The 25,550-nt window shown below is 67.4% G+C and carries 29 protein-coding genes; 27 read left to right on the forward strand and 2 right to left on the reverse strand.

Translation table 11 applies throughout. From position 1 onward, the window contains the following. The first annotated feature begins 34 nt into the window (after positions 1-34). The 5 genes from J7500_RS10015 to J7500_RS10035 are packed head-to-tail and all read left to right on the forward strand — an operon-like array spanning position 35 to position 2,856. On the forward strand, positions 35-571 hold the full coding sequence (locus tag J7500_RS10015) for a M23 family metallopeptidase (protein WP_294061561.1): 537 nt from the start codon (positions 35-37) through the stop codon (positions 569-571). Between the two features lie 40 nt (positions 572-611). Further along, complete coding sequence (locus J7500_RS10020) at positions 612-1,163, forward strand: GFA family protein (protein ID WP_294061562.1); 552 nt, start codon at positions 612-614, stop codon at positions 1,161-1,163. Next, a complete protein-coding gene (efp, locus tag J7500_RS10025; RefSeq protein ID WP_294061563.1) occupies positions 1,160-1,723 on the forward strand; it encodes an elongation factor P in 564 nt (187 codons plus the stop codon). The genes J7500_RS10020 and efp overlap by 4 nt, the downstream gene beginning before the upstream one ends. Beyond that, complete coding sequence (locus J7500_RS10030; protein ID WP_294061564.1) at positions 1,723-2,040, forward strand: AraC family ligand binding domain-containing protein; 318 nt, start codon at positions 1,723-1,725, stop codon at positions 2,038-2,040. The genes efp and J7500_RS10030 overlap by 1 nt, the downstream gene beginning before the upstream one ends. Next, positions 2,041-2,856, forward strand: a complete 816-nt coding sequence (locus tag J7500_RS10035; protein WP_294061565.1) for an inositol monophosphatase family protein — start codon at positions 2,041-2,043, stop codon at positions 2,854-2,856. Between the two features lie 12 nt (positions 2,857-2,868). On the opposite strand, the gene J7500_RS10040 is transcribed toward J7500_RS10035, so the two are convergent. After that, positions 2,869-3,357 carry a YbjN domain-containing protein gene (locus J7500_RS10040; RefSeq protein WP_294061566.1) on the reverse strand — a complete coding sequence of 163 codons (489 nt, stop codon included), beginning with the start codon at positions 3,355-3,357 and terminating at the stop codon, positions 2,869-2,871. A gap of 162 nt (positions 3,358-3,519) precedes the next feature. On the opposite strand from J7500_RS10040, the gene ndhC reads away from it, so the two are divergent. From ndhC to J7500_RS10150, 22 genes are all read left to right on the forward strand, one after another. After that, complete coding sequence (gene ndhC, locus J7500_RS10045; protein WP_294061567.1) at positions 3,520-3,894, forward strand: NADH-quinone oxidoreductase subunit A; 375 nt, start codon at positions 3,520-3,522, stop codon at positions 3,892-3,894. After that, positions 3,864-4,421: an NADH-quinone oxidoreductase subunit B family protein gene (locus tag J7500_RS10050; RefSeq protein ID WP_294061568.1), complete on the forward strand. Its 558-nt coding sequence runs from the start codon at positions 3,864-3,866 to the stop codon at positions 4,419-4,421. The genes ndhC and J7500_RS10050 overlap by 31 nt, the downstream gene beginning before the upstream one ends. Next, positions 4,418-5,326 carry an NADH-quinone oxidoreductase subunit C gene (locus tag J7500_RS10055; RefSeq protein ID WP_294061569.1) on the forward strand — a complete coding sequence of 303 codons (909 nt, stop codon included), beginning with the start codon at positions 4,418-4,420 and terminating at the stop codon, positions 5,324-5,326. The genes J7500_RS10050 and J7500_RS10055 overlap by 4 nt, the downstream gene beginning before the upstream one ends. Continuing rightward, entirely contained in the window at positions 5,323-6,558 is a 1,236-nt protein-coding gene (locus J7500_RS10060; RefSeq protein WP_294061570.1) for an NADH-quinone oxidoreductase subunit D, read from the forward strand. Before J7500_RS10055 ends, J7500_RS10060 begins: the two co-directional genes overlap by 4 nt. 23 nt (positions 6,559-6,581) lie before the next feature. Further along, positions 6,582-6,734, forward strand: coding sequence for a hypothetical protein (locus tag J7500_RS10065; RefSeq protein WP_294061571.1), 153 nt, complete (start codon positions 6,582-6,584; stop codon positions 6,732-6,734). Continuing rightward, the gene (locus tag J7500_RS10070; RefSeq protein ID WP_294061572.1) at positions 6,727-7,086 is read left to right on the forward strand and encodes a nuclear transport factor 2 family protein; all 360 of its coding nucleotides are present in this window, start codon (positions 6,727-6,729) and stop codon (positions 7,084-7,086) included. Before J7500_RS10065 ends, J7500_RS10070 begins: the two co-directional genes overlap by 8 nt. Continuing rightward, the gene (locus J7500_RS10075) at positions 7,086-7,754 is read left to right on the forward strand and encodes an NAD(P)H-dependent oxidoreductase subunit E (protein ID WP_294061573.1); all 669 of its coding nucleotides are present in this window, start codon (positions 7,086-7,088) and stop codon (positions 7,752-7,754) included. Before J7500_RS10070 ends, J7500_RS10075 begins: the two co-directional genes overlap by 1 nt. Beyond that, complete coding sequence (gene nuoF, locus J7500_RS10080; RefSeq protein WP_294061574.1) at positions 7,754-9,058, forward strand: NADH-quinone oxidoreductase subunit NuoF; 1,305 nt, start codon at positions 7,754-7,756, stop codon at positions 9,056-9,058. The genes J7500_RS10075 and nuoF overlap by 1 nt, the downstream gene beginning before the upstream one ends. Continuing rightward, positions 9,055-9,333 (forward strand): hypothetical protein, encoded by a 279-nt coding sequence (locus J7500_RS10085; RefSeq protein WP_294061575.1) that lies wholly within the window; start codon positions 9,055-9,057, stop codon positions 9,331-9,333. Before nuoF ends, J7500_RS10085 begins: the two co-directional genes overlap by 4 nt. Further along, on the forward strand, positions 9,330-10,016 hold the full coding sequence (locus J7500_RS10090; RefSeq protein ID WP_294061576.1) for a hypothetical protein: 687 nt from the start codon (positions 9,330-9,332) through the stop codon (positions 10,014-10,016). The genes J7500_RS10085 and J7500_RS10090 overlap by 4 nt, the downstream gene beginning before the upstream one ends. Next, positions 10,016-12,037, forward strand: a complete 2,022-nt coding sequence (gene nuoG / locus J7500_RS10095) for an NADH-quinone oxidoreductase subunit NuoG (protein WP_294061577.1) — start codon at positions 10,016-10,018, stop codon at positions 12,035-12,037. The genes J7500_RS10090 and nuoG overlap by 1 nt, the downstream gene beginning before the upstream one ends. Continuing rightward, positions 12,034-13,086 (forward strand): NADH-quinone oxidoreductase subunit NuoH, encoded by a 1,053-nt coding sequence (gene nuoH, locus J7500_RS10100; RefSeq protein WP_294061578.1) that lies wholly within the window; start codon positions 12,034-12,036, stop codon positions 13,084-13,086. Before nuoG ends, nuoH begins: the two co-directional genes overlap by 4 nt. Continuing rightward, the gene (gene nuoI, locus J7500_RS10105; protein WP_294061579.1) at positions 13,083-13,568 is read left to right on the forward strand and encodes an NADH-quinone oxidoreductase subunit NuoI; all 486 of its coding nucleotides are present in this window, start codon (positions 13,083-13,085) and stop codon (positions 13,566-13,568) included. The genes nuoH and nuoI overlap by 4 nt, the downstream gene beginning before the upstream one ends. 33 nt (positions 13,569-13,601) lie before the next feature. Next, on the forward strand, positions 13,602-14,213 hold the full coding sequence (locus tag J7500_RS10110; RefSeq protein ID WP_294061580.1) for an NADH-quinone oxidoreductase subunit J: 612 nt from the start codon (positions 13,602-13,604) through the stop codon (positions 14,211-14,213). Next, positions 14,210-14,515 carry an NADH-quinone oxidoreductase subunit NuoK gene (nuoK, locus tag J7500_RS10115; RefSeq protein ID WP_294061581.1) on the forward strand — a complete coding sequence of 102 codons (306 nt, stop codon included), beginning with the start codon at positions 14,210-14,212 and terminating at the stop codon, positions 14,513-14,515. The genes J7500_RS10110 and nuoK overlap by 4 nt, the downstream gene beginning before the upstream one ends. After that, positions 14,515-16,617: an NADH-quinone oxidoreductase subunit L gene (gene nuoL / locus J7500_RS10120; protein WP_294061582.1), complete on the forward strand. Its 2,103-nt coding sequence runs from the start codon at positions 14,515-14,517 to the stop codon at positions 16,615-16,617. The genes nuoK and nuoL overlap by 1 nt, the downstream gene beginning before the upstream one ends. Then, on the forward strand, positions 16,614-18,179 hold the full coding sequence (locus tag J7500_RS10125) for an NADH-quinone oxidoreductase subunit M (RefSeq protein ID WP_294061583.1): 1,566 nt from the start codon (positions 16,614-16,616) through the stop codon (positions 18,177-18,179). The genes nuoL and J7500_RS10125 overlap by 4 nt, the downstream gene beginning before the upstream one ends. Continuing rightward, complete coding sequence (gene nuoN, locus J7500_RS10130) at positions 18,179-19,624, forward strand: NADH-quinone oxidoreductase subunit NuoN (RefSeq protein ID WP_294061584.1); 1,446 nt, start codon at positions 18,179-18,181, stop codon at positions 19,622-19,624. Before J7500_RS10125 ends, nuoN begins: the two co-directional genes overlap by 1 nt. Next, complete coding sequence (locus tag J7500_RS10135; protein WP_294061585.1) at positions 19,591-20,325, forward strand: biotin--[acetyl-CoA-carboxylase] ligase; 735 nt, start codon at positions 19,591-19,593, stop codon at positions 20,323-20,325. The genes nuoN and J7500_RS10135 overlap by 34 nt, the downstream gene beginning before the upstream one ends. Positions 20,326-20,336: 11 nt before the next feature. Further along, positions 20,337-21,119: a type III pantothenate kinase gene (locus J7500_RS10140; RefSeq protein ID WP_294061586.1), complete on the forward strand. Its 783-nt coding sequence runs from the start codon at positions 20,337-20,339 to the stop codon at positions 21,117-21,119. Positions 21,120-21,241: 122 nt separating this feature from the next. Continuing rightward, the gene (locus J7500_RS10145) at positions 21,242-22,876 is read left to right on the forward strand and encodes a ribonuclease J (protein WP_294061587.1); all 1,635 of its coding nucleotides are present in this window, start codon (positions 21,242-21,244) and stop codon (positions 22,874-22,876) included. Position 22,877: 1 nt separating this feature from the next. After that, positions 22,878-23,144 carry a DUF1467 family protein gene (locus J7500_RS10150; RefSeq protein WP_294061588.1) on the forward strand — a complete coding sequence of 89 codons (267 nt, stop codon included), beginning with the start codon at positions 22,878-22,880 and terminating at the stop codon, positions 23,142-23,144. Between the two features lie 112 nt (positions 23,145-23,256). Here J7500_RS10150 and J7500_RS10155 read toward each other — a convergent pair whose 3' ends face one another. Continuing rightward, positions 23,257-25,485, reverse strand: a complete 2,229-nt coding sequence (locus J7500_RS10155; RefSeq protein ID WP_294061589.1) for a hypothetical protein — start codon at positions 25,483-25,485, stop codon at positions 23,257-23,259. Between the last annotated feature and the right edge of the window lie 65 nt (positions 25,486-25,550).

Below are 25,550 nucleotides of genomic sequence, written 5' to 3' on the forward strand. Positions count from 1 at the left end.
TCTACTGCTTCTGGTACTTGCCGGATTGATCTCGATGGTGCGGTTCATCCCGCCGTCCCCGGTCGCGCCACCGGCAGGGCCCGTTGCCGCCGACGCGCCGGCGCAGGCGCCGGAGCCGGAGCCGTTGACGCCCGGGCAGCTCGCCATTCCAGTGCGCGGCGTGGCAAGCGCGCAGATCGTCGACACCTGGGGCCAGTCGCGCGCCAATGGTCAGCGCGCGCATGAGGGGACCGACATCATGGCGCCGGCCGGAACCCCCGTGATCGCCGCGGCGCCGGGGACGGTCGAGAAGCTGTTCTTCAGCCACGGGGGCGGCGGGATCACGCTCTACGTCCGCTCGCCCGACCGGCTGTGGAGCTATTATTACGCCCATCTCCAGGGCTATGCCCCGGGCATCGCCGAGGGGCAGGCGGTGAAGCCCGGCGACCTGCTCGGCTTCGTCGGCGACACGGGCAACGCCGGCGCGGGAAATTTCCACCTGCATTTCGGCGTGGCGCGGATGCAGCCGAACGAGCGCTGGTGGCAGGGGCAGGCCGTCAATCCCTATCCGATGCTTGTCGGCGCGCGCTGATGTTCGTACAATGTTCCCATCCGCTTCCGGAGAGGGTTCGATGCAGGGTGGGTGCAACTGCCGTCACGTGCGCTATCGGCTGACCGCCGAGCCGATCGTCGTCAACTGCTGCCATTGCCGCATGTGCCAGCGCAGCTCGGGCAGCGCCTTCGCGCTCAACGTGATGATCGAGGCCGAGCATGTCGAGATGGCGGGCGAGGGCGCGCCCGAGCTGTTCGAGCCCGAATCCACCGACTCCGCGGCGCAGGGGAGCGCGCGCTGCCCCCGGTGCGCGACGGTGCTGTGGGGCTATCACCGGGCGTTCGGCCTGGATTTCTGCTTCGTCCGTGCCGGCACGCTCGACTTCAGCCGCGAGGTGCAGCCCTCCGCGCATTTCTTCACGGTGACCAAGCACCCCTGGATCGCGCTGCCCGGCGACGTGCCCGCTTTCGAGGGATTGCCCGAGCCGCACGAACCGCCGCCCTGGGGCGAGGCGGGGCAGCGCCGCATCGACGCCGTGCTCGCGCGCCGAGCGGGCGACTTGCCCGATGCCGCATCCGAAGCTAAGGGGCGCGGCTCAGCTCTTTCTCAGCGACAGGTCTCGATCCCATGAAGATCAGCGGCGTGGACATCCGTCCCGGCAACATCATCGAATATGAAGGCGGCATCTGGCGCGCCGTGAAGATCCAGCACACCCAGCCCGGCAAGGGCGGGGCGTACATGCAGGTCGAACTCAAGAACCTGCGCGACGGCCGCAAGAACAATGTCCGCTTCCGCTCGGCCGAGACCGTGGAACGCGTGCGGCTCGACACCAAGGACTTCCAGTTCCTGTTCGCCGAGGGCGACAGCCTGGTGTTCATGGACAAGGAAACCTACGACCAGACCACGCTCCCGCGCGACCTGCTCGGCGATGCCGCTGCCTTCCTGCAGGACGGCATGGACGTGATCATGGAACTCTACGACGAAGAGCCGATCAGCGTGCAGCTGCCCGACACGATCGAAGCGACGATCGTCGAGGCCGATGCAGTGGTGAAGGGCCAGACGGCCTCGTCCTCGTACAAGCCCGCGGTGCTCGACAACGGCGTGCGCATCATGGTGCCGCCGCACATCGCGTCGGGCACGCGCATCGTGGTCGACGTGTACGAGCAGACCTACGTCCGCCGGGCGGACTGATGCCCCGGATCGTCCAGGACGCGCGCAGCTTCCGCGCCAATGCGGCGTGGGGCGCGCGCGATCTGGTCGAGATCGAAGGCGCCACGGCGCGGCTGCACTGGACTGACCAGCCGTACCGCTGGCACGTCAACGACGGCGCGGAGCTGTTCTGCGTCATCGATGGCAACGTCGACATGCATTATCGTATCGATGGCGGCGAGCACGTCGTACGGCTCGGCGCCGGCGACATGTTCGTGGCCGAAGAAGGCGACGAACATGTCGCGCATCCCGTGGGCGAAGCCCGCATCCTGGTATTCGAGCGCAAAGGCTCTGTTTAAATGGTAGCCCATTCCGGCCTGATCACCGTCATCGAGCGCGCCTGCCGCAAGGCCGGCCCGCGCCTGCGCCGCGACTTCAACGAGGTCCAGCACCTCCAGGTGAGCCGCAAGGGGCCCGCCGACTTCGTGAGCCTCGCCGACAAGCGGTCCGAGGACACGCTGATCGAGGAGCTCCGCAAGGCACGTCCCGACTGGGGCTTCCTGGTCGAGGAGCGCGGCGAGATCGAAGGTGATCCGGACAAGCCGCGCTGGATCATCGATCCGCTCGACGGCACCAGCAACTTCCTCCACGGCATCCCGCACTTCTGCATCTCGGTGGCAGTCGAGGACCCGCGCGGCGCGCAGGGCAAGCCCGAGATCACCCACGGCTATGTCTACCAGCCGCTCACCGACGAGAGCTTCTGGGCCGAAAAGGGCAGGGGGGCCTGGCTGCAGGACCAGCGCCTGCGCGTCTCGGCGCGACGTGACCTGGCCGACGCGCTGATCGCGACCGGCATTCCCTTCCTGGGCCATGGCAATTTCGTCGAATGGACTCGCATCTTCGGCGCGGTAGCGCCCGAAGTCGCCGGCATCCGCCGACTCGGCTCGGCCGCACTCGACCTTGCCTGGGTCGCCGCGGGCCGCTTCGACGGCTATTGGGAATCGGACCTCAAGCCGTGGGACGTCGCGGCGGGCATGCTGCTGGTCAAGGAAGCCGGGGGCTTCGTCACCGACTATCGCGGCCAGGACCTGGCGCGCGAACGCAACCAGTTCCTCGCCGCGAACGACGGGCTCCACTCGAAGCTGCACAAGCTGGTCGCGAACGCCCTTCGCTGACCCGCGCCTCGGCTATTTGCTGTAGCCGATGTGCTTCTCGAACCTGCCGACGACCGAAGCCCAGAACTCGAGATTGTCTTCGAACAGCGCCTGCGACATGCCCCCGTCGTCCAGGTCGAGGTCCATCTCGAGGATGGGATCATTCTCCTTGTCGAGGTGCGCGCGCCCGAAGCGCTGGCTGCTGTTCCACTCGTTGATCGACTGCAGGCCCGGCGAGGTCGACAGGTCGTAGCCGATGTGGAACTGCACGGTCGCGCAGGCCTTGTGGTCGGTGCAGTTGTAGAAGAACACCTGGAACTTGGATCCGCCGACGCCCGAGGTGATCATCGGGTCGCCGGTGCCGTCCACGCCCAGAGTCGCGGAATAGCCCGCTGCCTGGAGCGCGCGGATGATGCCCTGCGGGTCCTGCGCCTTCACCATCTGGGCCTGCGCGGGCGCCGCCCATGCGCCCAAGGTGCAGGTGAGCAGCGCAGCGGCTGCGACGGTACGAATTTTGATCATTGTTTCCCCCTTGTTTCCCCGCGGCGAGCCTAACGCAAAGCGCGGCGCGCGCAATGGCGATGTCGGGTGTTATTGCGAGTGATTCTCAGGCCTTCCGGGCCTTGCCGCACCGGGTCGACGGGCCTAAAGCCGCTCCAAATTCCGCATCCGCGAGAAGGCACTTTGGTCGATCTATCGCAATATCTGCCCATCCTGCTGTTCCTCGGCGTGGCGTTGGTGCTGTCGAGCGCCTTCGTGTTCCTGCCGATGCTGGTGGGCCGCCTGACCGGCGCGCACAAGCCGACGCCCGAGAAGCTCAGCGAATATGAGTGCGGCTTCCCCGCATTCGAGGATTCGCGCAGCCAGTTCGACGTCCGCTTCTATCTGATCGCGATCCTGTTCATCGTCTTCGATCTCGAAGCCGCCTTCCTCTATCCCTGGGCGGTCACGGTGTTCGACCTCGGCTGGGTCGCCTGGATCTCGATGATCGTCTTCATTGCCGAGCTCGCTCTCGGCCTCGTCTATGCATGGAAGAAAGGTGCGCTGGAGTGGGAGTAGAGCTTAGCCCCCCGCCCGCGGGAACGCTGCCCAATCAGGCGTTCTTCGACGACATCAACGCCGAGCTCGGCGACAAGGGCTTCCTGGTCACGTCGACCGAGGAGCTGTTCCAGTGGGCGCGTACCGGCAGCCTGTGGTGGATGACCTTCGGCCTCGCGTGCTGCGCGGTCGAGATGATCCACGTCAACATGCCGCGCTATGACATGGAACGTTTCGGCGCCGCGCCGCGCGCCAGCCCGCGCCAGTCGGACGTGATGATCGTCGCAGGGACCCTCTGCAACAAGATGGCCCCGGCGCTGCGTCGCGTCTACGACCAGATGTCCGAGCCCAAATACGTCATCTCGATGGGCTCCTGCGCCAATGGCGGCGGCTATTATCACTATAGCTACAGCGTCGTACGCGGCTGCGACCGGATCGTGCCCGTGGACATCTATGTTCCCGGCTGCCCGCCGACCGCCGAGGCGCTGCTTTACGGCGTGATGCAGCTCCAGCGTAAGATCCGCCGGATCGGGACGCTCGAACGATGAGGTCTTCCGCTCCCCGCTACGCCGCCAACGACGGCGTGATCGAGGCGGCGCAGGCCGCGCTCGGCGCGATCCTCGTCCACGCCGAGGACAAGGTCGGCGAAGTCAATCTGACGCTCGACCGCACCCGTCTGGTCGAGGGGCTGACGGTGCTGCGCGACACGCCCGGCCTCGAATATCAGATGCTGATGGAGATCGCCGGCGCCGACTATCCCGCGCGGCCCGAGCGCTTCGACGTCGTCTATTGCCTGCTCAGCCTGACGCGGAACCACCGCATCAAGGTCAAGACCAGCACCGACGAGGAAAAGCCGGTGCCGTCGGTGACGGGCATCTGGCCGGTCGCCGGCTGGCTCGAGCGCGAAGTCTATGACATGTACGGCGTGCTGTTCGAGGGCAACACGGACCTGCGCCGCATCCTCACCGACTATGGCTTCCAGGGCCATCCGCTGCGCAAGGACTTCCCGCAGACCGGCTATGTCGAGCTGCGCTACTCCGAAGACGCCAAGCGCGTGGTCTACGAGCCGGTGAAGCTGGCGCAGGACTTCCGCAACTTCGATTTCATGAGCCCGTGGGAAGGCGCGGCCTATGTGCTCCCCGGCGACGAGAAGGCAGCACCCGGACCCGGGCCCGCCGACACGCCTCAGGCAAAGCCGGCGCCAACGCCTGCTCCGGCACCGCCGCCTCCGCCGCCCGTCCCCGAAGAGAAGGGCGCGCCGACGCCTGCGACTGCGGACGACGTGATGAAGGCGGGCGAGAAGGCCGCCAAGACGGTCAAGCCGCGCGCCAAGCGTGCCAAGACCAAGGACAGCACGGCCGAGACCGGCGCTGGCCAGGATCACCCCGGCAACCAGCCCGAGGAAAAGCCCGCCGACCCTGACGTGGCGCCCGGCAAGGGGCAGAACCAATGACCGACACCGTCGAAGCGATGATGGCGCGCGAGACCGTCAAGGATCCCGCGACCGGCGACGTCGCCATCCAGAACTACACGATCAACTTCGGCCCGCAGCACCCGGCGGCGCACGGCGTGCTCCGCCTCGTGCTCGAACTCGACGGCGAGATCGTCGAGCGGGTCGATCCGCACGTGGGGCTGCTCCACCGCGGCACGGAGAAGCTGATCGAGTACAAGACCTACACCCAGGCGCTGCCCTATTTCGATCGGTTCGACTATTGCTCGCCGCTCGCAATGGAGCACAGCTTCGTGCTTGCGGTCGAGAAGCTGCTCGACCTCGAGGTGCCGCTACGCGGCCAGTATCTCCGCGTCTTCTTCGCCGAGCTGACTCGCATCTGCAATCACATGCTGAACCTCGGTTCGCACGTGATGGACGTCGGCGCGATGACGCCGAACCTGTGGCTGTTCGAGCTGCGCGAGGACTGCCTCAACTTCTTCGAGCGTGCCTCGGGCGCGCGCATGCACTCGAACTATTATCGCGTCGGCGGCGTGCGGCAGGACGTGCCGCTCAAACTGCTCACCGACATCGCGGAATGGCTCGACACGCGCCTGCCGCGGCTGTTCGAGGACGCGATCAGCCTGGTCGCCGAGAACCGCATCTTCAAGCAGCGCAACGTCGACATCGCGGTGGTGAGCCGCGAGGACGCGATGCGCTGGGGCTTCTCTGGCCCGATGATCCGCGCCGCGGGCATCCCCTGGGACCTGCGCCGCTCGCAGCCCTACGACGTGTACGACCGGATGGAGTTCGACGTGCCCGTCGGCACGCGCGGCGACTGCTACGACCGGTTCATGGTGCGCGTCGAGGAGGTCCGCCAGTCCGCGCGGATCATGAAGCAGTGCCTCCAGGAAATGCCCGAAGGCCCGGTGCTGACACTCGACAACAAGGTCGCGCCGCCGCGCCGCGCCGCGATGAAGCAGTCGATGGAAGCGCTGATCCACCACTTCAAGCTCTTCACCGAAGGCTATCACGTGCCCGCGGGCGAAGTGTATGTCGCGACCGAGAGCCCCAAGGGTGAGTTCGGCGTCTATCTGGTGAGCGACGGCACCAACAAGCCGTACCGCTGCAAGGTCCGCCCGACGGCGTTCAGCCACCTCCAGGCGATGGACTTCATGTCGCGCGGCCACATGCTCGCCGACACCACCGCGATCCTGGGTGCGATGGACATCGTGTTCGGGGAGTGCGACCGGTGAGGGGGGAGTTCCGCGACCTCGGGATGATCTCGCTCGGCGCGATCGTGGCGACGCAGGCCGCAACATCCTGGCCGGGCAAGACGGTCGTCATGGGCATCGCGGCGCTGGGCATCGTCGTCGCCGCGCTTGGGCGCTTGATTCAGGACAGAAAGATTCGACAGGTCGCCAATGGCTGACGCACTCCAACTTACTGGCGGCGACCGCATCGCCGTCGCGCACGAGATGATCGCGCACTACAATGCGCAGGACGCCGACGCCTATGTCGCGCTGATGACCGAGGGCGCCTGCGAGGCGACCTATCGCGGCGCCGTGCTCCGCGAGGGGCGCGAAGGCGTCCGCTCGGGTCTCAAGGCGATGTTCGCCGAATTTCCCGGAAACCGTGCCGACATCCTCACCTCCTATGCGCTCGGCGATACCGTCGTGCTGCACGAGAAGGTGGCGCGCTCGCCCGAGGCCGAGCCGTTCGAAGTGATGTCGATCTATTCTTTCACCGACGACAAGGTCGATCGGGTGGAGTTTATCCGCTGATGGCTGACGCACCCCAACTCCCCGACGAAGCGGAAGTCCGCGCGCGCTGGGGCAATTTCCAGTGGACGCCGGCGAACGCCGAGAAGGCGCGCGAGATTCTCGGGCGCTATCCCGCGGGCCGCCAGCAGTCGTGCACGATTCCGTTCCTCGACCTCGCCCAGCGCCAGGTGGGGGCGGAGACCAACACCCAGGGCTGGCTGCCGATCCCGGTGATCGAGTTCGTCGCGCGCGAGCTCGGCCTGCCGTACATCCGCGTGTTCGAGGTCGCGACCTTCTACACCATGTTCAACCTGGTGCCGGTCGGCCGCTACCATGTGCAGGTCTGCGGCACGACGCCGTGCATGCTGCGCGGATCGGACGACGTGCTGGACGCCTGCAAGGCGCGCGGCCTCAAGAAGGGCCACACCACCGAGGACGGGCTGTTCACGCTCACCGAGGTCGAGTGCATGGGCAATTGCTCCTCGGCGCCGATGGTGCAGATCAACGACGATAACTACGAGGACCTGACCTACGATCGCACGCTCGCGATCCTCGACGCGCTGGCGAAGGGCGATAGCCCCAAGACCGGCACGCAGGAGCCGGGCCGCCACACGGTCGAGCCGCTCGGCGGGCCGACGTCGCTCACCGCGATGGTCACCGAGAACCACGATTACCGGGGCGAATGGTGATGCTTCAGGACAAGGACCGCATTTTCACCAACCTCTACGGCTATCAGCCGTGGAACCTCCAGGCTGCGCTCAAGCGCGGCGACTGGGACAATACCAAGGCGCTGATGGCGCTTGGCCAGGACACGATCATCGACCGCATCAAGGCCTCGGGCCTGCGCGGGCGGGGCGGGGCGGGCTTCCCGACCGGCACCAAATGGTCGTTCATGCCCAAGGAGCCGACGCCCAACCGGCCGAACTTCCTGGTCATCAACGCCGACGAGTCCGAGCCGGGCTCGTGCAAGGACCGCGAGATCATCCGCCACGATCCGCACAAGCTGATCGAAGGCGCGCTGATCGCCGGCTTCGCGATGCGCGCGCGGGCTGCGTACATCTACATCCGCGGCGAATATATCCGCGAGGCCGAGACGCTGTTCGCGGCAGTCGCCGAGGCTTACGACGCCGGGCTGGTGGGCAAGAACGCCTGCGGCTCGGGCTATGACTTCGACGTCTTCGTCCACCGCGGCGCGGGCGCCTACATCTGCGGCGAAGAGACCGCGATGCTCGAGAGCCTCGAGGGCAAGAAGGGCCAGCCGCGCCTCAAGCCGCCGTTCCCGGCGGGCGCGGGCCTCTATGGCTGCCCGACCACCGTCAACAACGTCGAGTCGATCGCCGTCGCGCCGACGATCCTGCGGCGCGGCCCCGAATGGTTCTCGAGCTTCGGCAACGAGAACAACAAGGGCACCAAGCTCTTCCAGATCTCGGGCCATGTCGAGAAGCCCTGCGTGGTCGAGGAAGCGATGAGCATCCCGTTCCGCGAGCTGATCGAGAAGCATTGCGGCGGCATCCGCGGCGGGTGGGACAATCTGCTCGCGGTGATCCCGGGCGGCTCCTCGGTGCCGCTGGTGCCGGCGGCGCAGATCATGGACGCGCCGATGGACTTCGACGGCCTGCGTGCGCTCGGCTCGGGCCTGGGCACCGCCGCGGTGATCGTGATGGACAAGTCGACCGACGTGGTCCGCGCGATCAGCCGCCTGTCCTACTTCTACAAGCACGAGAGCTGCGGCCAGTGCACGCCGTGCCGCGAGGGCACCGGCTGGATGTGGCGCGTGATGGAGCGGCTGCGCACCGGCGACGCCGACATTGCCGAGATCGACACGCTCCAGCAGGTGACGAAGCAGGTGGAAGGCCACACGATCTGCGCCCTCGGCGACGCCGCCGCCTGGCCGATCCAGGGCCTGATCCGCCACTTCCGTCCCGAGCTCGAGCGCCGCATCAACGAACGCCGCGGCGCGGGCGAGGGCCCGATGATGGAGGCGGCGGAATGATCCGCGCAGCTTTCACCACGGCCGCTTTCGCTGCCCTTGTCGTCGCACTGCCCGCGGTGGCGCAGGACGCCGAGACCCCGATCGACCAATTCGCGCGCTGCTCGGTCGCCGCCCATGCCGCTCGCGCGCGGGCATTGCTCGCGCTGGCGCGCGTCGTCCCTGCCGTCGGCAACTGCGCTCCCCAAGGTGCCAAGCTCGGCTTCAACCGCGACCAGCTCCACGCGCTGGTTGCCGAGGGCATGCTGAAGCTGCGCGGCGAGACTCCGGCGCAATGACGCGAGCGATCGCCTCGATCAGCGCTGCCGGTCCGGCAATGTACGGCATCGCGATGCTTTTCGGCGCCTGCCTTGTCTTGGGTGCGCCCGCTGCGCAGGCTCAGCAAACCGGCCACATCATCGCGGACCACGCTGCCGAGGTCTCCACGCGAGACGTGTCGGCGGCGGACCAGGCGCGCGATACGATGAACCGCTATGGCATTTGCGTCGTCAGAATGAAGAGCGTCGCGGTAAAGCGCGCGCTGTCCAAACCTAGCGACGAGGCGATCGATGCCGCGCTGGCGAAGATCGCAATCAGCGAGTGCCTCGGGAGTGGCGAATTGACCATGTCGCGGCCGCTCTTTCGCGGCGCGGTGTACCGGGCGCTCTATATCCGTGATTTCGGCCAGGTATCGCAAGCGCCGGCCGCTGTCGCTGAGCCTGCCGTAACCACGTCCGCGAATCTGCTGCAGAGTTTCGGCGACTGCGTTGTTGTCGCCGACCCGGACGACGCACGAGCGCTGGTCCTGGCTACTGCCGCGACACAGACGGAGCGCAGCGCGATTGCGCGTCTCGGCCCGGCGCTTGGCAGCTGCGTGGCGCCGAAGAACCAGATGAGATTCAGTCGAGCAGTGCTGCAAGGGGTACTTGCCGAAGCGCTTTACAAGCGTGCGGCGGCCTCTGAACCTTCGAGAGTCAAATAATGCCCAAGCTCAAAGTAGACGGAATCGAAGTCGAGGTGCCGCAGGGCGCCACCGTGCTTCAGGCTTGTGAAGCTGCCGGCAAGGAAATCCCCCGCTTCTGTTATCACGAGCGGCTGTCGATCGCCGGCAACTGCCGCATGTGCCTGGTCGAGGTTAAGCCGGGGCCGCCCAAGCCCCAGGCTTCGTGCGCGCTGCCCGCGGCCGACAACCAGGAAGTCCGCACCGACAGCGCGATGGTCAAGGCCGCGCGCGAAGGCGTGATGGAATTCCTGCTGATCAACCACCCGCTCGATTGCCCCATCTGCGACCAGGGCGGCGAGTGCGACCTGCAGGACCAGAGCCTTGCGTACGGCCGCAGCCACAGCCGCTACACCGAGAACAAGCGCGCGGTGACCGAGAAGTACATGGGCCCCATCATCAAGACGGTGATGACCCGGTGCATCCAGTGCACCCGCTGCGTCCGCTTCGGCGAGGAAGTGGCCGGCGTGGAGGATATCGGCGCGATCTATCGCGGCGAGAACATGCAGATCACCACCTATCTCGAGAAGGCGTTCAAGAGCGAGCTCTCGGGCAACACGGTCGATCTCTGCCCGGTCGGCGCGCTCACCCATAAGCCGGTCGCGTTCGAATACCGCCCCTGGGAGCTGCGCAAGCACCTGTCGATCGACGTGACCGACGCCGTCGGCACCAACATCCGCCTCGACAGCCGCGGCCGCCAGGTGATGCGCGTGCTTCCGCGCATCAACGAGGACGTCAACGAGGAATGGGCGCACGACAAGGCGCGCTACCATGTCGACGGCCTGGTCCGCCGCCGCCTCGACCGCCCGTTCATCCGTAAGGACGGCAAGCTGGTCGAAGCGAGCTGGGAAGAGGCGTTCGACGTCGTCGCAGCGGCCGCCCGGGCCGCGGGCAGCAGCGTCGCGGCGGTCGCCGGCGATCTGCTCGACTGCGAGACGATGTTCGCCGCCAAGGCGCTGCTCAAGGAGCTGGGCTCGACGCTCGTCGAGAGCCGCCAGACCGGCATGGCCTATGACGTGACCAGCCTCGGCGCGGTCGCGTTCAACCCGACCATCGCCGGCGTCGAGGATGCCGACGCGATCCTGCTGATCGGCAGCAACCTCCGCTGGGAGGCGCCGCTGATCAACACGCGCGTCCGCAAGGCGATCAAGAAGGGCGCCAAGGTCTTCGCGCTCGGGCCCGAGGTCGACCTAACCTACAAGCTCGAGTGGATCGGCAACGATCTCGCCACGCTCGGCAAGCTCCCCGAGAATGTCGTCCAGGCATTCGACGGCGCCAAGCGCCCGATCGTCATCGTCGGTCCCGGCGCGCTCAAGGACGGCTTCGGCCCGGCGCTCGCGCTGGTCGAGCCGATGAAGCTCGTGCGCACGCTCGATGACGGCACCGCGTGGAACGGCTTCGGCGTAATCCATACCGCCGCCGCCCGCATGGGCGCGCTGATGCTCGGCTTCGCGCAGAGCGGCGGCATCGCCGACGTGGTTGCGGCGGCGCCCAAGCTGACCTTCTTCCTCGGCGCCGACGAAGTCGATTTCTCGAAGTTCGAGAACAGCTTCAAGGTGTTCATCGGCCATCACGGCGACAAGGGTGCGCATCACGCCGATGTGATCCTCCCCGGCGCGACCTATGCCGAGAAGCCGGGCACCTATGTGAACCTCGAGGGCCGGGTGCAGCGTGCCAACCGCGCGGTGTTCGCCCCCGGCGACGCGCGCGAGGACTGGACGATCCTGCGTGCGCTCTCCGAGAAGCTCGGCCACACGCTGCCGTTCGACAGCTTCGACGAACTGCGTGCCGCGATGGCGTCCGACGTGCCGGCGCTCGGCGAGGAAGGCCTCGTCCGCTACGAGTGGAAGGCGCCCAAGCTGCAGACCACGGCCAGCGGCCCGGTCAGCTATCCGATCGCCGACTTCTACCTCACCAACGCCATCTGCCGCGCCTCGCCGACGATGCAGCGCTGCTCGGCCGAACTGATCCACGGCGAAGACTTTGCGGAGGCCGCGGAATGACCGCCTTCTTCCAATCCTGGGGAATGTCCTACGGCTGGGCGTGGTTCGTCGCCACGATCGTCGGCATCCTCGTGATCGCGCTGCCGCTGATGCTCACCGTCGCGATGGTGATCTATGCCGATCGCAAGATCTGGGCGGCGATGGCGCTGCGCCGCGGCCCCAACGTGGTCGGTCCGCTCGGCCTGCTCCAGAGCTTCGCGGACGGCCTTAAGGTCTTCCTGCAGGAGACGATCATCCCGTCGGCGGCGAACCGCGGCCTGTTTCTGCTCGCGCCGATCATCACCTTCACGGTGGCGCTGATCGTCTGGGCGGTGATCCCGTTCCAGGCAGGCGTGGTGCTCGCCGACATCAACGTCGGCCTGCTCTACATCCTCGCCGCCTCGTCGCTCGGCGTCTATGGCGTGATCATCTCGGGCTGGTCGTCCAACTCCAAATACCCCTTCTACTCGGCGCTGCGCGCGTCGGCGCAGATGGTGAGCTACGAAGTCTCGATCGGCTTCGTGCTGGTGTCGGTCGTGCTCTGGGCGGGGACGTTCAACCTTTCAGGCATCGTCACCGCGCAGCAGGGGACCGTGCTCGGCTTCCTCAACGGCTTCGGCTTCAATCCGCTGCTGTTCCCGATGTGGGTGGTGTTCCTGGTCTCGTCGCTCGCCGAGACCGCGCGCCCGCCGTTCGACCTGACCGAGGCGGAGTCCGAGCTCGTTGCCGGCTACCAGACCGAATATAGCTCGATGGCGTTCGCCCTCTTCTGGCTGGGCGAATATGCCAACGTCATCCTGATGTGCTCGCTCAACGCGATCATCTTCTGGGGCGGGTGGCTGCCGCCGGTCGACTGGGCGCCTCTCTATGCGGTGCCGGGCATCCTCTGGCTCTTCGCCAAGATCGCCTTCTTCTTCTTCGTATTCAGCTGGATCAAGGCGACGGTGCCCAGGTACCGTTACGACCAGCTGATGCGCCTCGGCTGGAAGATCTTCCTGCCGCTGTCGCTGATCTTCGTCGTCCTTGTTTCCGGGTATCTGATGCTTACCCGAGTGGGAGTGCCCGCATGAGCGCCGCTCACCTGATCCGTACCTTCACGCTCTGGGAGTTCGTGAAGGCGCACTGGCTGACCTTGAAGTATTTCTTCAAGCCCAAGGCGACGATCAACTATCCGTACGAGAAGAACCCAATCTCGCCCCGCTTCCGCGGCGAGCATGCGCTGCGCCGCTATCCCAACGGCGAGGAACGCTGCATCGCGTGCAAGCTGTGCGAGGCGGTGTGCCCGGCGCTGGCGATCACGATCGAGGCCGAACCGCGCGAGGACGGCAGCCGCCGTACCACGCGCTACGACATCGACATGACCAAGTGCATCTATTGCGGCCTGTGCCAGGAAGCCTGCCCGGTCGATGCGATCGTCGAGGGGCCGAACTTCGAGTTCTCGACCGAAACGCGCGAGGAGCTGATCTACCACAAGGACAAGCTGCTCGCGAACGGTGACCGCTGGGAACGCGCCATCGCCGCGAACCTTGCCGCCGATGCGCCGTACCGTTAAGCGCCGCACCATCCAAAGGGGCCATCCGATTCCGTGATCCAGCTTCTCGCCTTTTATCTGTTCGCGGCCGTGGTGGTCGTATCGGGTGCGATGACGATCCTGTCGCGCAACCCGGTGCACTCCGTGCTGTGGCTGATCCTCGCCTTTTTCAACGCGGCCGGGCTGATGGTCCTCGCGGGCGCCGAGTTCATCGCGATGCTGCTCGTCATCGTGTACGTCGGCGCCGTCGCGGTCCTCTTCCTGTTCGTCGTGATGATGCTCGACATCGACTTCGCCGAGCTGCGTGCCGGCGTGATGCGCTATGCCGCGGTCGGGCTGCTGCTCGCGGTGGCGCTGGTGGCCGAGATCATCGTCGCGATCGGTGCCTGGAGCGCCGGCGCGCTGACCCTCGGCCGCCGCATCGCACCGGTGGACGCCGCCGTGCCCAACATCGAGGCGATCGGGCGGCTGCTCTACACGCGCTACCTGTTCGCCTTCGAAGGCGCAGGGCTGGTGCTGCTCGTCGCCATGATCGGCGCGATCGTGCTCACCTGGCGCCAGCGCAGCGACGTCCGCCCGCAGAGCATCCACCGCCAGGTCACGCGCCGCGCGAAGGACGCTACCCGCAACACGAACCCGCCGGTCGGGCAGGGGGTGGAGCTGTGATCACCGTAACCCACTATCTGGTCGTCTCGGCGATCCTGTTCACCATGGGGGTGCTCGGCATCTTCATGAACCGGAAGAATTTGATCATCATCTTGATGGCGATCGAGCTCATCCTGCTCGCGGTGAACCTCAACCTCGTCGCCTTCTCGGCCTTCCTGGGTGACCTGGTCGGCCAGGTGTTCGCGATGTTCGTGCTCACCGTCGCTGCCGGCGAGGCGGCGATCGGTCTCGCTATCCTCGTCATCTATTTCCGCGGTCGCGGCACGATCTCGGTCGACGACGTCAATCGGATGAAGGGCTGATGTCGCCGATTCTCCTCATCGTATTCCTTCCGCTGATCGCAGCCGCGGTCGCCGGGCTGTCGAACAAGGCGTTCGGCACGGTCTTCCCCAAGGTCGTGACCACCGGCGCGCTGTTCGTCTCCTGCGCGCTCTCCTGGCCGATCTTCATCCAGTATCTGCATGGCGCAGAGGCGACCGTCGTCCCCGTGCTCACCTGGATGACCTCGGGCGACTTCCACGCCGAGTGGGCGCTGCGCGTCGACGCGCTGACCGCGGTCATGCTGGTGGTGATCACCAGCGTCTCGGCGCTCGTCCACCTCTATAGCTGGGGCTATATGAGCGAGGACCCGGACCAGCCGCGGTTCTTCGCCTATCTGTCGCTCTTCACCTTCGCGATGCTGATGCTCGTGACGGCCGACAACCTCGTCCAGATGTTCTTCGGCTGGGAAGGCGTGGGCCTCGCCTCCTACCTGCTCATCGGCTTCTGGTTCCGGAAGCCCAGCGCCAATGCCGCGGCGATCAAGGCGTTCGTCGTCAACCGCGTCGGCGACCTTGGCTTCATGCTTGGCATCTTCGGCACCTTCCTGGTGTTCGGCACCGTCTCGATCCCCGCGATCCTGGCCGCGGCGCCCGGCATGGCCGGCTCGACGATCGGCTTCTGGGGCATGCGTGTCGACACGATCACCTTGCTCTGCCTGCTGCTGTTCGTCGGCGCGATGGGCAAGTCGGCGCAGCTCGGCCTCCACACCTGGTTGCCGGACGCGATGGAGGGCCCGACGCCGGTCTCCGCGCTGATCCACGCCGCGACGATGGTGACCGCGGGCGTGTTCATGGTCTGCCGCCTGTCGCCGATGTTCGAAGTGAGCCCGACCGCGATGGGCGTGGTGACCTTCGTTGGCGCCGCGACCTGCCTGTTCGCCGCGACCGTCGGGCTGGTGCAGACCGACATCAAGCGCGTGATCGCCTATTCGACCTGCTCGCAGCTCGGCTACATGTTCTTCGCCGCGGGCGTCGGCGCCTATGGCGCGGCGATGTTCCACCTGTTCACGCACGCCTTCTTCAAGGCGCTGCTGTTCCTCGGCGCCGGCTCGGTGATCCATGCGATGCACCACGAGCAGGACATGCGCTTCTACGGCGGCCTGCGTAAGCACATCCCGGTCACCTTCTGGACGATGATGGCGGGCACGCTCGCGATCACCGGCGTGGGCATCCCGGCGGTGTTCGGCAACCCGCTGGCAATCGGCTTCGCGGGCTTCCACTCGAAGGACGCGATCATCGAGGCGGCCTGGGCCGCGGGCGTGCCAAGCGCCTTCTGGGTCGGCGTGTTCGTCGCGCTGCTCACCAGCTTCTATTCGTGGCGCCTGGTGTTCCTCACCTTCTACGGCAAGCCGCGCTGGGCCGGCTCGGAGCATATCCAGCACGCAGTGCACGACGCGCACGGCCACGGCCATGACGCGCATGCGCATGATCACGCCCATGACAATCCGGCGTCGCAGGAAGATGCGGGCCATGCGCCCACTGCAGACGAGATCCTGCACGATCACGGCCATGAGGGCACGGCGGGCTATCACCCGCACGAGAGTCCGCTGGTGATGCTGATCCCGCTGCTGCTGCTCACGCTCGGCGCGATCGCCGCGGGCTTCGTCTTCCACGGCGCCTTCATCGATCCGACCGCGGGCGAGACCTATTGGCGCGGCGCGCTCGCCTTCAACGAGCATCTGATGCACGCGATGCACGAGGTGCCCTTGTGGGTGAAGCTCTCGGCCACCACGGCGATGCTGCTGGGGCTGGTGACTGCCTGGTACGCGTACATCAAGCGGCCGAGCTTCGCCGGCGAGGTCGCGAGCCAGTTCCGCGTGCTCTACACCTTCCTACTCAACAAATGGTACTTCGACGAGCTCTACAACTTCCTGTTCGTGCGCCCGGCATTCGCCATCGGCCGCGTGCTCTGGAAGGCGGGCGACGAGAAGACGATCGACCGCTTCGGCCCCAACGGCCTGGCCAACCTTGTCCGCCTGGGCAGCGTCGGCGCGGTCAGACTGCAATCGGGATACCTCTACACCTATGCCTTCATCATGCTGATCGGCCTCACTGCGGCGCTGACCTGGGTGATCGCAGGATGAGCGGCTTCCCGATCCTCTCCGTCATGCTCGCCGTTCCCGCCATCGCGGCGGTGGCGTGCCTGTTCGCCAATGCGCAGAGCGCGCGCTGGATCGCGCTGGTCGCGACGCTGGTCAATCTCGCGCTGGGCGGGCTGCTCTGGGCGAATTTCCAGGTCGGTGGCGACCAGTGGCAGTTCGTCGAGCATTTCACGCTCTTCCGGCTCGGTTCGGCCGAGTTCGCCTGGGCGCTGGGCATCGACGGCTTCGCGCTGATGCTGATCCTGCTGTCGGTCTTCCTGATGCCGATCTGCATCGGGGCGAGCTGGCAGGCGATCGAGAAGCGCGTGCCCGAGTATATGGCCGCGTTCCTCGCGACCGAAGTGCTGATGATCGGCACCTTCGCGGCGCAGGACCTGTTCCTCTTCTACGTCTTCTTCGAAGGCGGCCTGATCCCGATGTTCCTGATCATCGGCATCTGGGGCGGGGCGAACCGCATCTACGCGTCGTACAAATTCTTCCTCTACACGCTGCTCGGCTCGCTGCTGATGCTCGTCGCGATGATCGCGATGGTGCTGACCACCGGCACCACCTCGATCCCGACGCTGATGGCGTATGACTTCGCGCCGCAGGTGCAAACGTGGCTGTGGCTGGCCTTCTTCGCGAGCTTCGCGGTGAAGATGCCGATGTGGCCGGTCCACACCTGGCTTCCCGACGCGCACGTGCAGGCGCCGACCGCGGGCTCGGTGATCCTGGCGGGCGTGCTGCTGAAGCTCGGCGGCTATGGCTTCCTGCGCTTCTCGCTGCCGATGTTCCCCGAGGCTTCGGCGCAGCTGATCTGGCTGATCTTCGCGCTCTCGAGCGTGGCGGTGATCTACACCAGCCTGGTCGCGCTGGTGCAGACCGACATGAAGAAGCTGATCGCCTATTCGTCGGTCGCGCACATGGCGATCGTGACGATGGGACTGTTCGCGCTCAACCCGCAGGGCATCGACGGCGCGATGATGGTGATGCTGGGCCACGGCCTGGTGTCGGGCGCGCTCTTCCTGTGCGTCGGCGTGATCTACGACCGGCTGCACACCCGCGAGATCGACCGCTACGGCGGCCTCGCGATCAACATGCCGCGCTATGCGACGCTGTTCCTGCTCTTCACCATGGCCTCGGTCGGCCTGCCGGGCACGAGCAACTTCGTCGGCGAATTCCTTGGGCTTGCCGGCGTCTACAAGGTCTCGACCGTGGCGGTGCTGCTCGGCACCACCGGCATCATCCTCGGCGCGGCCTATATGCTCTGGCTGTTCCGCCGCGTGGTCTGGGGTGACCTGACCAAGGAAGACGTCAAGGCGATGCCCGACCTGTCGATGCGCGAGCTGTGGCTTCTCGGGCCGATCGCCGCGGTCGTGCTGTGGATGGGCGTCTATCCCGAGAGCTTCCTCGCCCCGATGCGCGCCGATACCGCGCGCTTGGTCGAGCGCGTCTCGCGCGCGGCGCCCAAGGGTGACTCGCAGCCGACCCCCGGCAACCCCGCCGCCGCGGCCGCGCACGGCCATGGCGAAGCTGAAGCCGCCCCCCACGGGGAGGCGCACTGATGGGCAACTCGATGCAAATTCTCGCTGCGCTTCCCGAGCTGGTGCTCGCGTCGGGCGCAATCCTGCTGATGCTGGTCGCCGCATGGGGCGGCCAGGCCTCCACCCGCCTGGTGAGCTGGGCGTCGGTCGCAGTGCTGATCGGCGCGGGCATTTCGCTTGCGGGTCCGGCGTCGGCGGGCGGAGAGGCGTTCGACGGGCTCTACCGGCCCGACATGTTCGCCGCCTTCTCCAAGGTGCTGATCTTCGCCGCCGCGGCGGTGTCGATCGTGATCGCCCCGCGCTATTTCCAGCGCACCTCGGGTGACGACCTGCGCCCCGAATATCCGGTGCTGATCCTGCTTTCGGCCGCGGGCATGGGGATGATGGTCTCCGCCGGCGACCTGCTGACGCTCTATGTCGGTCTCGAGCTGCAGAGCCTTTCGGCGTACGTCCTCGCCAGCTTCATGCGCCGCGACGCGCGTTCGGCCGAGGCGGGCCTCAAGTATTTCGTCCTCGGCGCGCTTGCCTCGGGCATCCTGCTCTACGGCATCAGCCTGGTCTATGGCTTCTCTGGCACGACGCTCTTCTCGGGCGTGGCCGAAGCCTATGCCGGCGGCCGCTCGATGGGGCTGCTGTTCGGCCTGGTGTTCGTCTTCGCGGGCTTGGCGTTCAAGATCAGCGCGGTGCCGTTCCACATGTGGACGCCCGACGTCTATGAAGGCGCGCCGACCCCGGTGACTGCCTTCTTCGCCTCGGCTCCCAAGGTCGCGGCGGTTGCGCTCGCGGTCCGCGTCGCTGTCGAGGCGATGCACCCGGCGCTGCACGACTGGCGCCAGATCGTGATCTTCGCCTCGCTCGCCTCGATCGTGCTCGGCGCAGTCGGCGCGATCGGCCAGACCAGCATCAAGCGACTGCTCGCCTATTCGTCGATCAACAATGTCGGCTTCGCGCTCGTCGGGCTCGCGGCGGGCACGCCCGAGGGCGTGTCGAGCGTGCTGATCTACATGGCGATCTACGTCGTGATGACGCTCGGCAGCTTCCTCGTCGTGCTCCAGATGCGCGACGCCGAGGGCCGCTCGATCGAGACGATCGAGAGCCTCTCGGGCATGTCGCGCACCCGTCCGGGCCTCGCGCTCGCGCTGGCGATCTTCATGTTCAGCCTCGCGGGCATCCCGCCGCTGCTCGGCTTCTTCGCCAAGCTGAGCGTGTTCATGGCGGCGGTGCAGGCCGGGCTGTGGATCTTTGCGGCACTGGCCGCCGCCGCATCGGTGATCGGCGCGTACTACTACCTCAAGATCGTCAAGACGATGTACTTCGACGAGCCGGCCCCGGCCTTCGCCGGCCGCGCCGACGCCGTCGAGGGCGGACTGATCGTCCTCACGGCCGCGGCGATCTCGCCGATCGGCTGGCTGCTGCTCGGGCCGCTCGGTCTGTGGTCGGCGGCCGCGGCAAGGGCGCTCTTCTGAGCCACGGCGTCCGTACCGTCGCGGAGACGGGCTCGACCAACGCAGACATGGCCGAGCTCGCCCGCGCGGGCGCCGCGGAGGGGAGCTGGCTCCGTGCCGAGCGCCAGACCGCGGGCAGGGGCCGTCAGGGCCGCGCCTGGGAATCGCCCGTCGGCAATCTCTATGCGAGCACGTTGGTCCGGCTTCGGCCCAGCGATCCGCCGCCCGCGACACTCGCGCTCGTCGCGGCGGTGGCGCTGGAAGAAGCGGTGCGCACGCACGGCGTCCAGGCGGTGCTCAAATGGCCCAACGACCTGCTGGTCGATGGCGCCAAGCTCTCCGGCATCCTGCTCGAGCGTGCCGATGAGGCCGTGGTGATCGGCTTCGGCGTCAATCTCCACCACTGCCCCGAAGGGCTCGACCGTGCGGCGACCAGCATGCGCGTCTATGGCGCCGCGCCCGACCCGCAACTCTTCGCCGAGACGCTCGCCGAGGCCTTCGAGCGCTGGCTCGCGCGCTGGCGGGGCGAGGGGATCGCGCCGGTCCGCGACCGCTGGCTCGCCCGCGCGCACCCGCTCGGCACGGCGCTCACTGCCCGCCTGGCCGACGGCAGCGCGCGCGAGGGGCTGTTCGACGGCCTCGACCGCGACGGCGCGCTCATCCTGCGCTTGGCCGACGGGACGCGTCATGTCATTCACGCAGGCGACGTGTTCCTGCTCTGAAAGGGAAATCGATGCTGCTCGCGGTCGACGCCGGCAACACCAATGTCGTCTTCGCGCTGCTCGACGGCGAGCAGATCCGCGGCCGCTGGCGGATCGCCACCGATCCGCGCCGCACCGCCGACGAATATGCCGTCTGGCTGAGCCAGCTGCTGAGCCTCGAGGGCTATGACCGCTCGGTGGTGACCGGGGTGATCATCAGCACCGTCGTGCCGCGCGCGCTCCACAATCTGGAAGTGCTGGCGCAGAAATATTTCAAGACCGAGCCGGTGATCGCGGGGCAGGGGAGCGCGGAGTGGGGATTCCCGCTCGACGTCGAGGAGCCGCAGGGTCTCGGCGCCGATCGCGCGCTCAACATGATCGCGGGGCACGCGCGCCATTCGGGCGACCTGATCATCATCGATTTCGGCACCGCGACCACCTTCGAGATCGTCGACTATCGCGGCGCGTACAAGGGCGGGATCATCGCGCCGGGGATCAACCTGTCGCTTGACGCGCTTGTCACTGCCGCCGCCAAGCTGCCGCGCATCGCGATCACCGCGCCGGCGAGCACCAGCGTGATCGGCCGCAATACCGTCGACCAGATGCATATCGGCATCTATTGGGGCTATGTCGCGATGATCGAGGGGCTCGTCGCGCGGATGAAGGCCGAGATCGGCCGCCCATCCAAGGTGATCGCGACCGGGGGCCTGGCGGTGCTGTTCGAGAAGCATACGGACGTGTTCGACGCGATCGAGCCCGACCTCACGATTCAAGGCCTGGCGATGCTGTGGGAGCGGAGCCAGACACAGGCTTGATACATTTATCCGTCACCCCCGCGAAAGCGGGGGCCCATCTCCCGAAAGGCGGTGCCTCGCGCCCCGCAGGAGATAGGTCCCCGCTTTCGCGGGGATGACGAAAAGCAAAAGACAGGAAACACGTGAAACCCGGCAACGAACTCCTCTTCCTCGCGCTCGGCGGCTCGGGCGAGATCGGCATGAACGTCAATCTCTACGGCACGCAGGGCAAGTGGCTGATGGTCGACTGCGGCATCACCTTCGGCGACGCCAATTACCCGGGCATCGACGTGATCCTGCCCGACCTCCAGTTCATCGAGGAGCGGCTCGACGACCTGCTCGGCATCGTCCTCACCCACGGGCATGAGGACCATATCGGCGCGCTGCCCTATCTCGCCGCCGATCTGGGAGTGCCGCTCTATGCGACGCCGTTCACCGCGGGGCTGATCTACGGCAAGCTCGAGGAAGAGGGGATCACCGACAAGGTCGAGCTCCACATCGTCGACGAGGAGGGCCCGTTCACCGTCGGCCCCTTCACCATGACCTATACCCCGCTCGCCCATTCGATCCCCGAGGGTAACGCGATCCTGATCGAGACGCCCTATGGCCGCGTCTTCCACACCGGCGACTGGAAGCTCGACGACGCGCCGTCGCTCGGCGGCGCCTCGACCGCCGCGGAGCTGACTGCGATCGGCGACAAGGGCGTGCTCGCGCTGGTCTGCGATTCGACCAACGTCTTCAATCCCGAGGCATCGGGGTCCGAGGCCGACGTCCGCAAGGGCCTCGACGAAGTGATCGGCGCCGCCAAGGGGCGCGTGCTCGTCACCACCTTCGCCTCCAACGCCGCACGGCTCCAGACCCTGGGCGAAGTGGCGACCGACACCGGCCGCGCGCTGTGCGTCGCGGGCCGCTCGCTCGACCGGATTCTGCGCGTTGCGCGACAGACCGGCTATCTGCGCGACTTTCCCGAGACGGTCGATTTCGACACCGCGATGACGATGCCGCGGGACAAGGTGCTGATCGTCGCGACGGGCGGGCAGGGCGAGCCGCGCGCGGCGCTCAACCGCATCGCCGAGGGGACGCACCAGCTCAAGCTGACCGAGGGCGACCTCGTCGTCTTCTCGTCGCGCCAGATCCCGGGCAACGAGATCGCGATCGGCAAGATCATGAACACACTCGCCTCCAAGGGCGTCGACATCGTCACCGATCGCCAGGCGTTCATCCACGTCTCGGGCCATCCCGGCCGCCCCGAGCTCGCCGAGATGTACCGCTGGATCCGCCCCGAGATCATCCTGCCGGTTCACGGCGAGGTTCGTCACATGCACGAACAGTCGCGCTTCGCGCTGTCGCTGGGCGTCCCGCGCGCGATCAATCAGGTCAATGGCGAGATCTGGCGCCTCGCGCCGGGCGCGCCCGAGCGGATCGGCTTCGCCGCCGCGGGCCGGCTCGTGCTCGACGGCGACGTGATCCTTCCCGCCGACGGTACCACGATCAACGAGCGCCGCCGCGTTGCGCTCTATGGCCAGATCTCGGTCGCGGTCGCGATCCGCGGCGGCAAGCTGGCCGGCGAGCCGCAGGTCCGCATCCAGGGCGTGCCGGTGGAGGAGGACAAGGAGCTGTTCCTGGCCGATGCCGTGGCTGCCGCGCGCGAAGCGGTGCGCAGCGACGGTCGCAACGCCGAGAAGCTGCGCGAGAGCCTGCGCCTCGCCGTCCGCCGCGCCGCCACGCGCTTCACGGGCAAGAAGCCCGTGGTCGACGTGCTGATCATCGAGATCTGAGATGCGCTTCCAGTCGGCGCTCGCGATCTATTTCCTGTTCTGGGCCTTCTCGGTCTTCTTCGTGCTGCCGTTCGGCGTCCGCACGGCGCACGAAGTGGGCGGCGAGCTGGTCCCCGGTCAGGCCGAAAGCGCGCCGCACGAATTCTCGGTGAAGAAGGTACTGCTGCGCACGACCATCGTCGCGACCGTGCTGTTCGGGCTCTATTACGCCAATTACGTCTATGGCTGGGTCACCCCCGAGATGCTCGACTGGGCGCATCGCGACTGAGCCAACCCGATCGGCAGACCAGTTGTCATCTCCGCGAAGGCGCGGACCCAGGAATCACGAGCGACGTCGCTGATGGCTCCGGGGCTCCGCCTTCGCGGGGATGACGGGACGCCTAGGTCCGCAGGCGCTCGATTGCCTGGGCCAGCGCGACGTAGAGCTTGCCCATGTCGGACGAAAGCAGCGTCACGCCCAGCGGCGAGCCGTCGCGCAGCGTCAGGATGTGCCGCAACATCGCCTCGAAGTCGTGGATGTAGCGGTTGACGTTCTCGTGGAAGCCTTCGTCCTCGTCATAGAGGCGCGCGATCTCGCGGGTCTGTGACGGGTCGAGCAGCCGCACTGCGCGCCGCGTGAAGACGCCGCGGTCGCCCTTGAGATAGGCCGCCCAGGCGCTGTCTGCGACTTCGGCCGAGAAGGCCTTGGCGATGTCGATCGACGCCGAGTTGAGCGCCTCGACGAGCAGCGAGACGCGGCGCGAGAAATTCTCGCTGTCGGCCTTCTCGATCTCGCCGCGCGCGTCGGCGATCTGCGCTTCGACCTTGGACGTGGTGTTGGCGAGCGTCACCATCTGCTGGGTGAGCTTTTCCGAAGCGAGCGTCGCAGCCGCGATCGCGGCCTCGGTAGCCTCGGCCAATTCGGCGAGCTGCCAGCGCACCGATCCGTCGACCGCGCGCTTGAGCGCGGCGTTGCTCGCATCCTCGAGCGCGCGCGCCGCCTCGGGCGCGACACCGGCGAGCGTCTTGCGGGCATGATCCGCCGCGGCGGTCGCGGTCTCGCGCACCTGGAGCAGCGCGTCGACAAGTTGGGGGGCGGCGGTTTCGGCGAAGCGGCGGGTGGTGTCGATCGTCTCGTCGACGATGGTGCCGAGCGCATGCGCCTGCTCGCCGCCGGTGGCCAGCGTCTCGAGCAGCGAGGCCTGGGTCTTGGCGAGCGTGTCGCGCTGCTGCGAGACGACGCCGGCGATCGCCTCGATCGCGTCGTGCGTGCTCTCGGCGGCAGTGACCAGCGCGAGCAGCTCGGGCTTGGCGCCGGCGACGACCTGCCGGCTCGCGACGATCCGGTCGTCGAGCCGCTCGAGCGCCGCGGGGAGCGTCTCGTCGATCTCGCGCGCCGAGGCGTCGAGCGCCGTCAGCAGGTCCTCGGAAGTGCCGATCACCTTGCGGGCCAGATCCTCGCCGGCGCGCAGGGCGTGACCCATCGCATCCATCGACCCGTGGAGCGCGCTCACCGACGCGGCGAGCGCCTGGGTCCGCTCCATGCCGCTGGCGTGCAGCGCGTCGAGCTCGCGGTCGATCCGGTCGACGCCGCCCGAGAGCCCCTCGAACAGCGCCTCGCCGCGACCCTGCTCCTCGCCGAGCCGGGCGCCGATGCGCGTGATCCGCTCCTCGATCTCGGCCATGCGCGCGCCCAGCGCCTCGGCGCTGTCGCGACCCGCACGGTCGAGCGCGGCCTGGTTGGCGCCGAGCATGGCGAGGATCGCCTCGCCCTGCGCGGCGATGCCTTTGCGCGCCTCGTCCACGGCCTGGGCGGCGCGGTCGAGCACGCCGTCGACGGCGTTGGACATCTCGCCGGTGACTTGCTCGAGCCGCGCACTGGCGGTCTCGCTGGTCGCCTCCATGCGAGCGATGTGCGCGGCGAGCCGCTCGGCGGCGCCCCCGGCGATCGCGTCGGCGTCGCGCCCGCGCTCGGCAAGCGCGGTGAGCTGCGTGTCGAGCGACGCCGCACGCTGGCTGGCGGCCAGCCCGGCGGAATCGAGCCGCCCGGCCATCTCGCGCATCTCGTCATGCGCCTTGGGTAGCGAGGAGAGGACGATTTCGACGCGGCGCTCGGCCTCTGCGGTGGCATCGCCGAGCGCACGGCTGCTCGTGTCGATCGCACGGGCATGCCGGTCGGCGGTATTGGCCACCGATTCGAGCTGCTCGGCGGCGCGGTCGCCCATCGCGATCAGCAGATTGGTCTGCTCGGCGAGCATCTCGCGGTTCTCGGCGATCTTGCGCGCGAGCGTGGCGACGACTCGCTCGAGGCTCGCTGCCTCGGCGCGCATCGCGCGGGCAGTGGCGCCGAAGCGCTTCGCCTCGGCGCGGCTCGTGCGCAGGCCCAGAAGATAGAGGATGCCGATCAGCGCCGGTGGCACGCACATCGCCGCGAGCAGCTGCACCAATGTAACAGGCTCGATCGGCCCCTGCAGCGCCGGGAGCACCAGCCACGTGGCCACGCCGATCCAGGCAAGCGCGGCAAGTACCGCCAGCGCCGGCACCAGCCAGCCTGCGCCGCCGCGGGCCTCGTCTTCTTCTTCGTCGATCTCGTACATCGTCTCGGGCTCGGGCTCCGGCTCGGCGTGCACGAAGGCACCGACCTCGACCGGCTGATGTTGCGCGTTGCCGCCGGCCGCGGCGCGTTTGGCGAATT

Source organism: Sphingomonas sp. (assembly GCF_017744835.1).
In the GTDB taxonomy this organism is placed as follows: Bacteria; Pseudomonadota; Alphaproteobacteria; order Sphingomonadales; family Sphingomonadaceae; genus Sphingomonas.

Excerpts from the sequence above, each read along its gene's own strand:
- nuoH (WP_294061578.1), top strand. The coding sequence starts at position 12,034 with ATGACCGCCTTCTTCCAATCCTGGGGAATGTCCTACGGCTGGGCGTGG.
- J7500_RS10085 (WP_294061575.1), top strand. The coding sequence starts at position 9,055 with ATGATCCGCGCAGCTTTCACCACGGCCGCTTTCGCTGCCCTTGTCGTC.
- J7500_RS10035 (WP_294061565.1), top strand. The coding sequence starts at position 2,041 with ATGGTAGCCCATTCCGGCCTGATCACCGTCATCGAGCGCGCCTGCCGC.
- J7500_RS10150 (WP_294061588.1), top strand. The coding sequence starts at position 22,878 with ATGCGCTTCCAGTCGGCGCTCGCGATCTATTTCCTGTTCTGGGCCTTC.
- J7500_RS10090 (WP_294061576.1), top strand. The coding sequence starts at position 9,330 with ATGACGCGAGCGATCGCCTCGATCAGCGCTGCCGGTCCGGCAATGTAC.
- J7500_RS10040 (WP_294061566.1), bottom strand. The coding sequence starts at position 3,357 with ATGATCAAAATTCGTACCGTCGCAGCCGCTGCGCTGCTCACCTGCACC.
- J7500_RS10015 (WP_294061561.1), top strand. The coding sequence starts at position 35 with ATGGTGCGGTTCATCCCGCCGTCCCCGGTCGCGCCACCGGCAGGGCCC.
- J7500_RS10060 (WP_294061570.1), top strand. The coding sequence starts at position 5,323 with ATGACCGACACCGTCGAAGCGATGATGGCGCGCGAGACCGTCAAGGAT.
- J7500_RS10030 (WP_294061564.1), top strand. The coding sequence starts at position 1,723 with ATGCCCCGGATCGTCCAGGACGCGCGCAGCTTCCGCGCCAATGCGGCG.
- J7500_RS10125 (WP_294061583.1), top strand. The coding sequence starts at position 16,614 with ATGAGCGGCTTCCCGATCCTCTCCGTCATGCTCGCCGTTCCCGCCATC.
- J7500_RS10070 (WP_294061572.1), top strand. The coding sequence starts at position 6,727 with ATGGCTGACGCACTCCAACTTACTGGCGGCGACCGCATCGCCGTCGCG.
- nuoL (WP_294061582.1), top strand. The coding sequence starts at position 14,515 with ATGTCGCCGATTCTCCTCATCGTATTCCTTCCGCTGATCGCAGCCGCG.
- nuoF (WP_294061574.1), top strand. The coding sequence starts at position 7,754 with ATGCTTCAGGACAAGGACCGCATTTTCACCAACCTCTACGGCTATCAG.
- nuoG (WP_294061577.1), top strand. The coding sequence starts at position 10,016 with ATGCCCAAGCTCAAAGTAGACGGAATCGAAGTCGAGGTGCCGCAGGGC.
- J7500_RS10020 (WP_294061562.1), top strand. The coding sequence starts at position 612 with ATGCAGGGTGGGTGCAACTGCCGTCACGTGCGCTATCGGCTGACCGCC.
- nuoN (WP_294061584.1), top strand. The coding sequence starts at position 18,179 with ATGGGCAACTCGATGCAAATTCTCGCTGCGCTTCCCGAGCTGGTGCTC.
- J7500_RS10065 (WP_294061571.1), top strand. The coding sequence starts at position 6,582 with ATGATCTCGCTCGGCGCGATCGTGGCGACGCAGGCCGCAACATCCTGG.
- J7500_RS10055 (WP_294061569.1), top strand. The coding sequence starts at position 4,418 with ATGAGGTCTTCCGCTCCCCGCTACGCCGCCAACGACGGCGTGATCGAG.
- J7500_RS10050 (WP_294061568.1), top strand. The coding sequence starts at position 3,864 with ATGGAAGAAAGGTGCGCTGGAGTGGGAGTAGAGCTTAGCCCCCCGCCC.
- J7500_RS10075 (WP_294061573.1), top strand. The coding sequence starts at position 7,086 with ATGGCTGACGCACCCCAACTCCCCGACGAAGCGGAAGTCCGCGCGCGC.
- efp (WP_294061563.1), top strand. The coding sequence starts at position 1,160 with ATGAAGATCAGCGGCGTGGACATCCGTCCCGGCAACATCATCGAATAT.
- nuoI (WP_294061579.1), top strand. The coding sequence starts at position 13,083 with ATGAGCGCCGCTCACCTGATCCGTACCTTCACGCTCTGGGAGTTCGTG.
- J7500_RS10140 (WP_294061586.1), top strand. The coding sequence starts at position 20,337 with ATGCTGCTCGCGGTCGACGCCGGCAACACCAATGTCGTCTTCGCGCTG.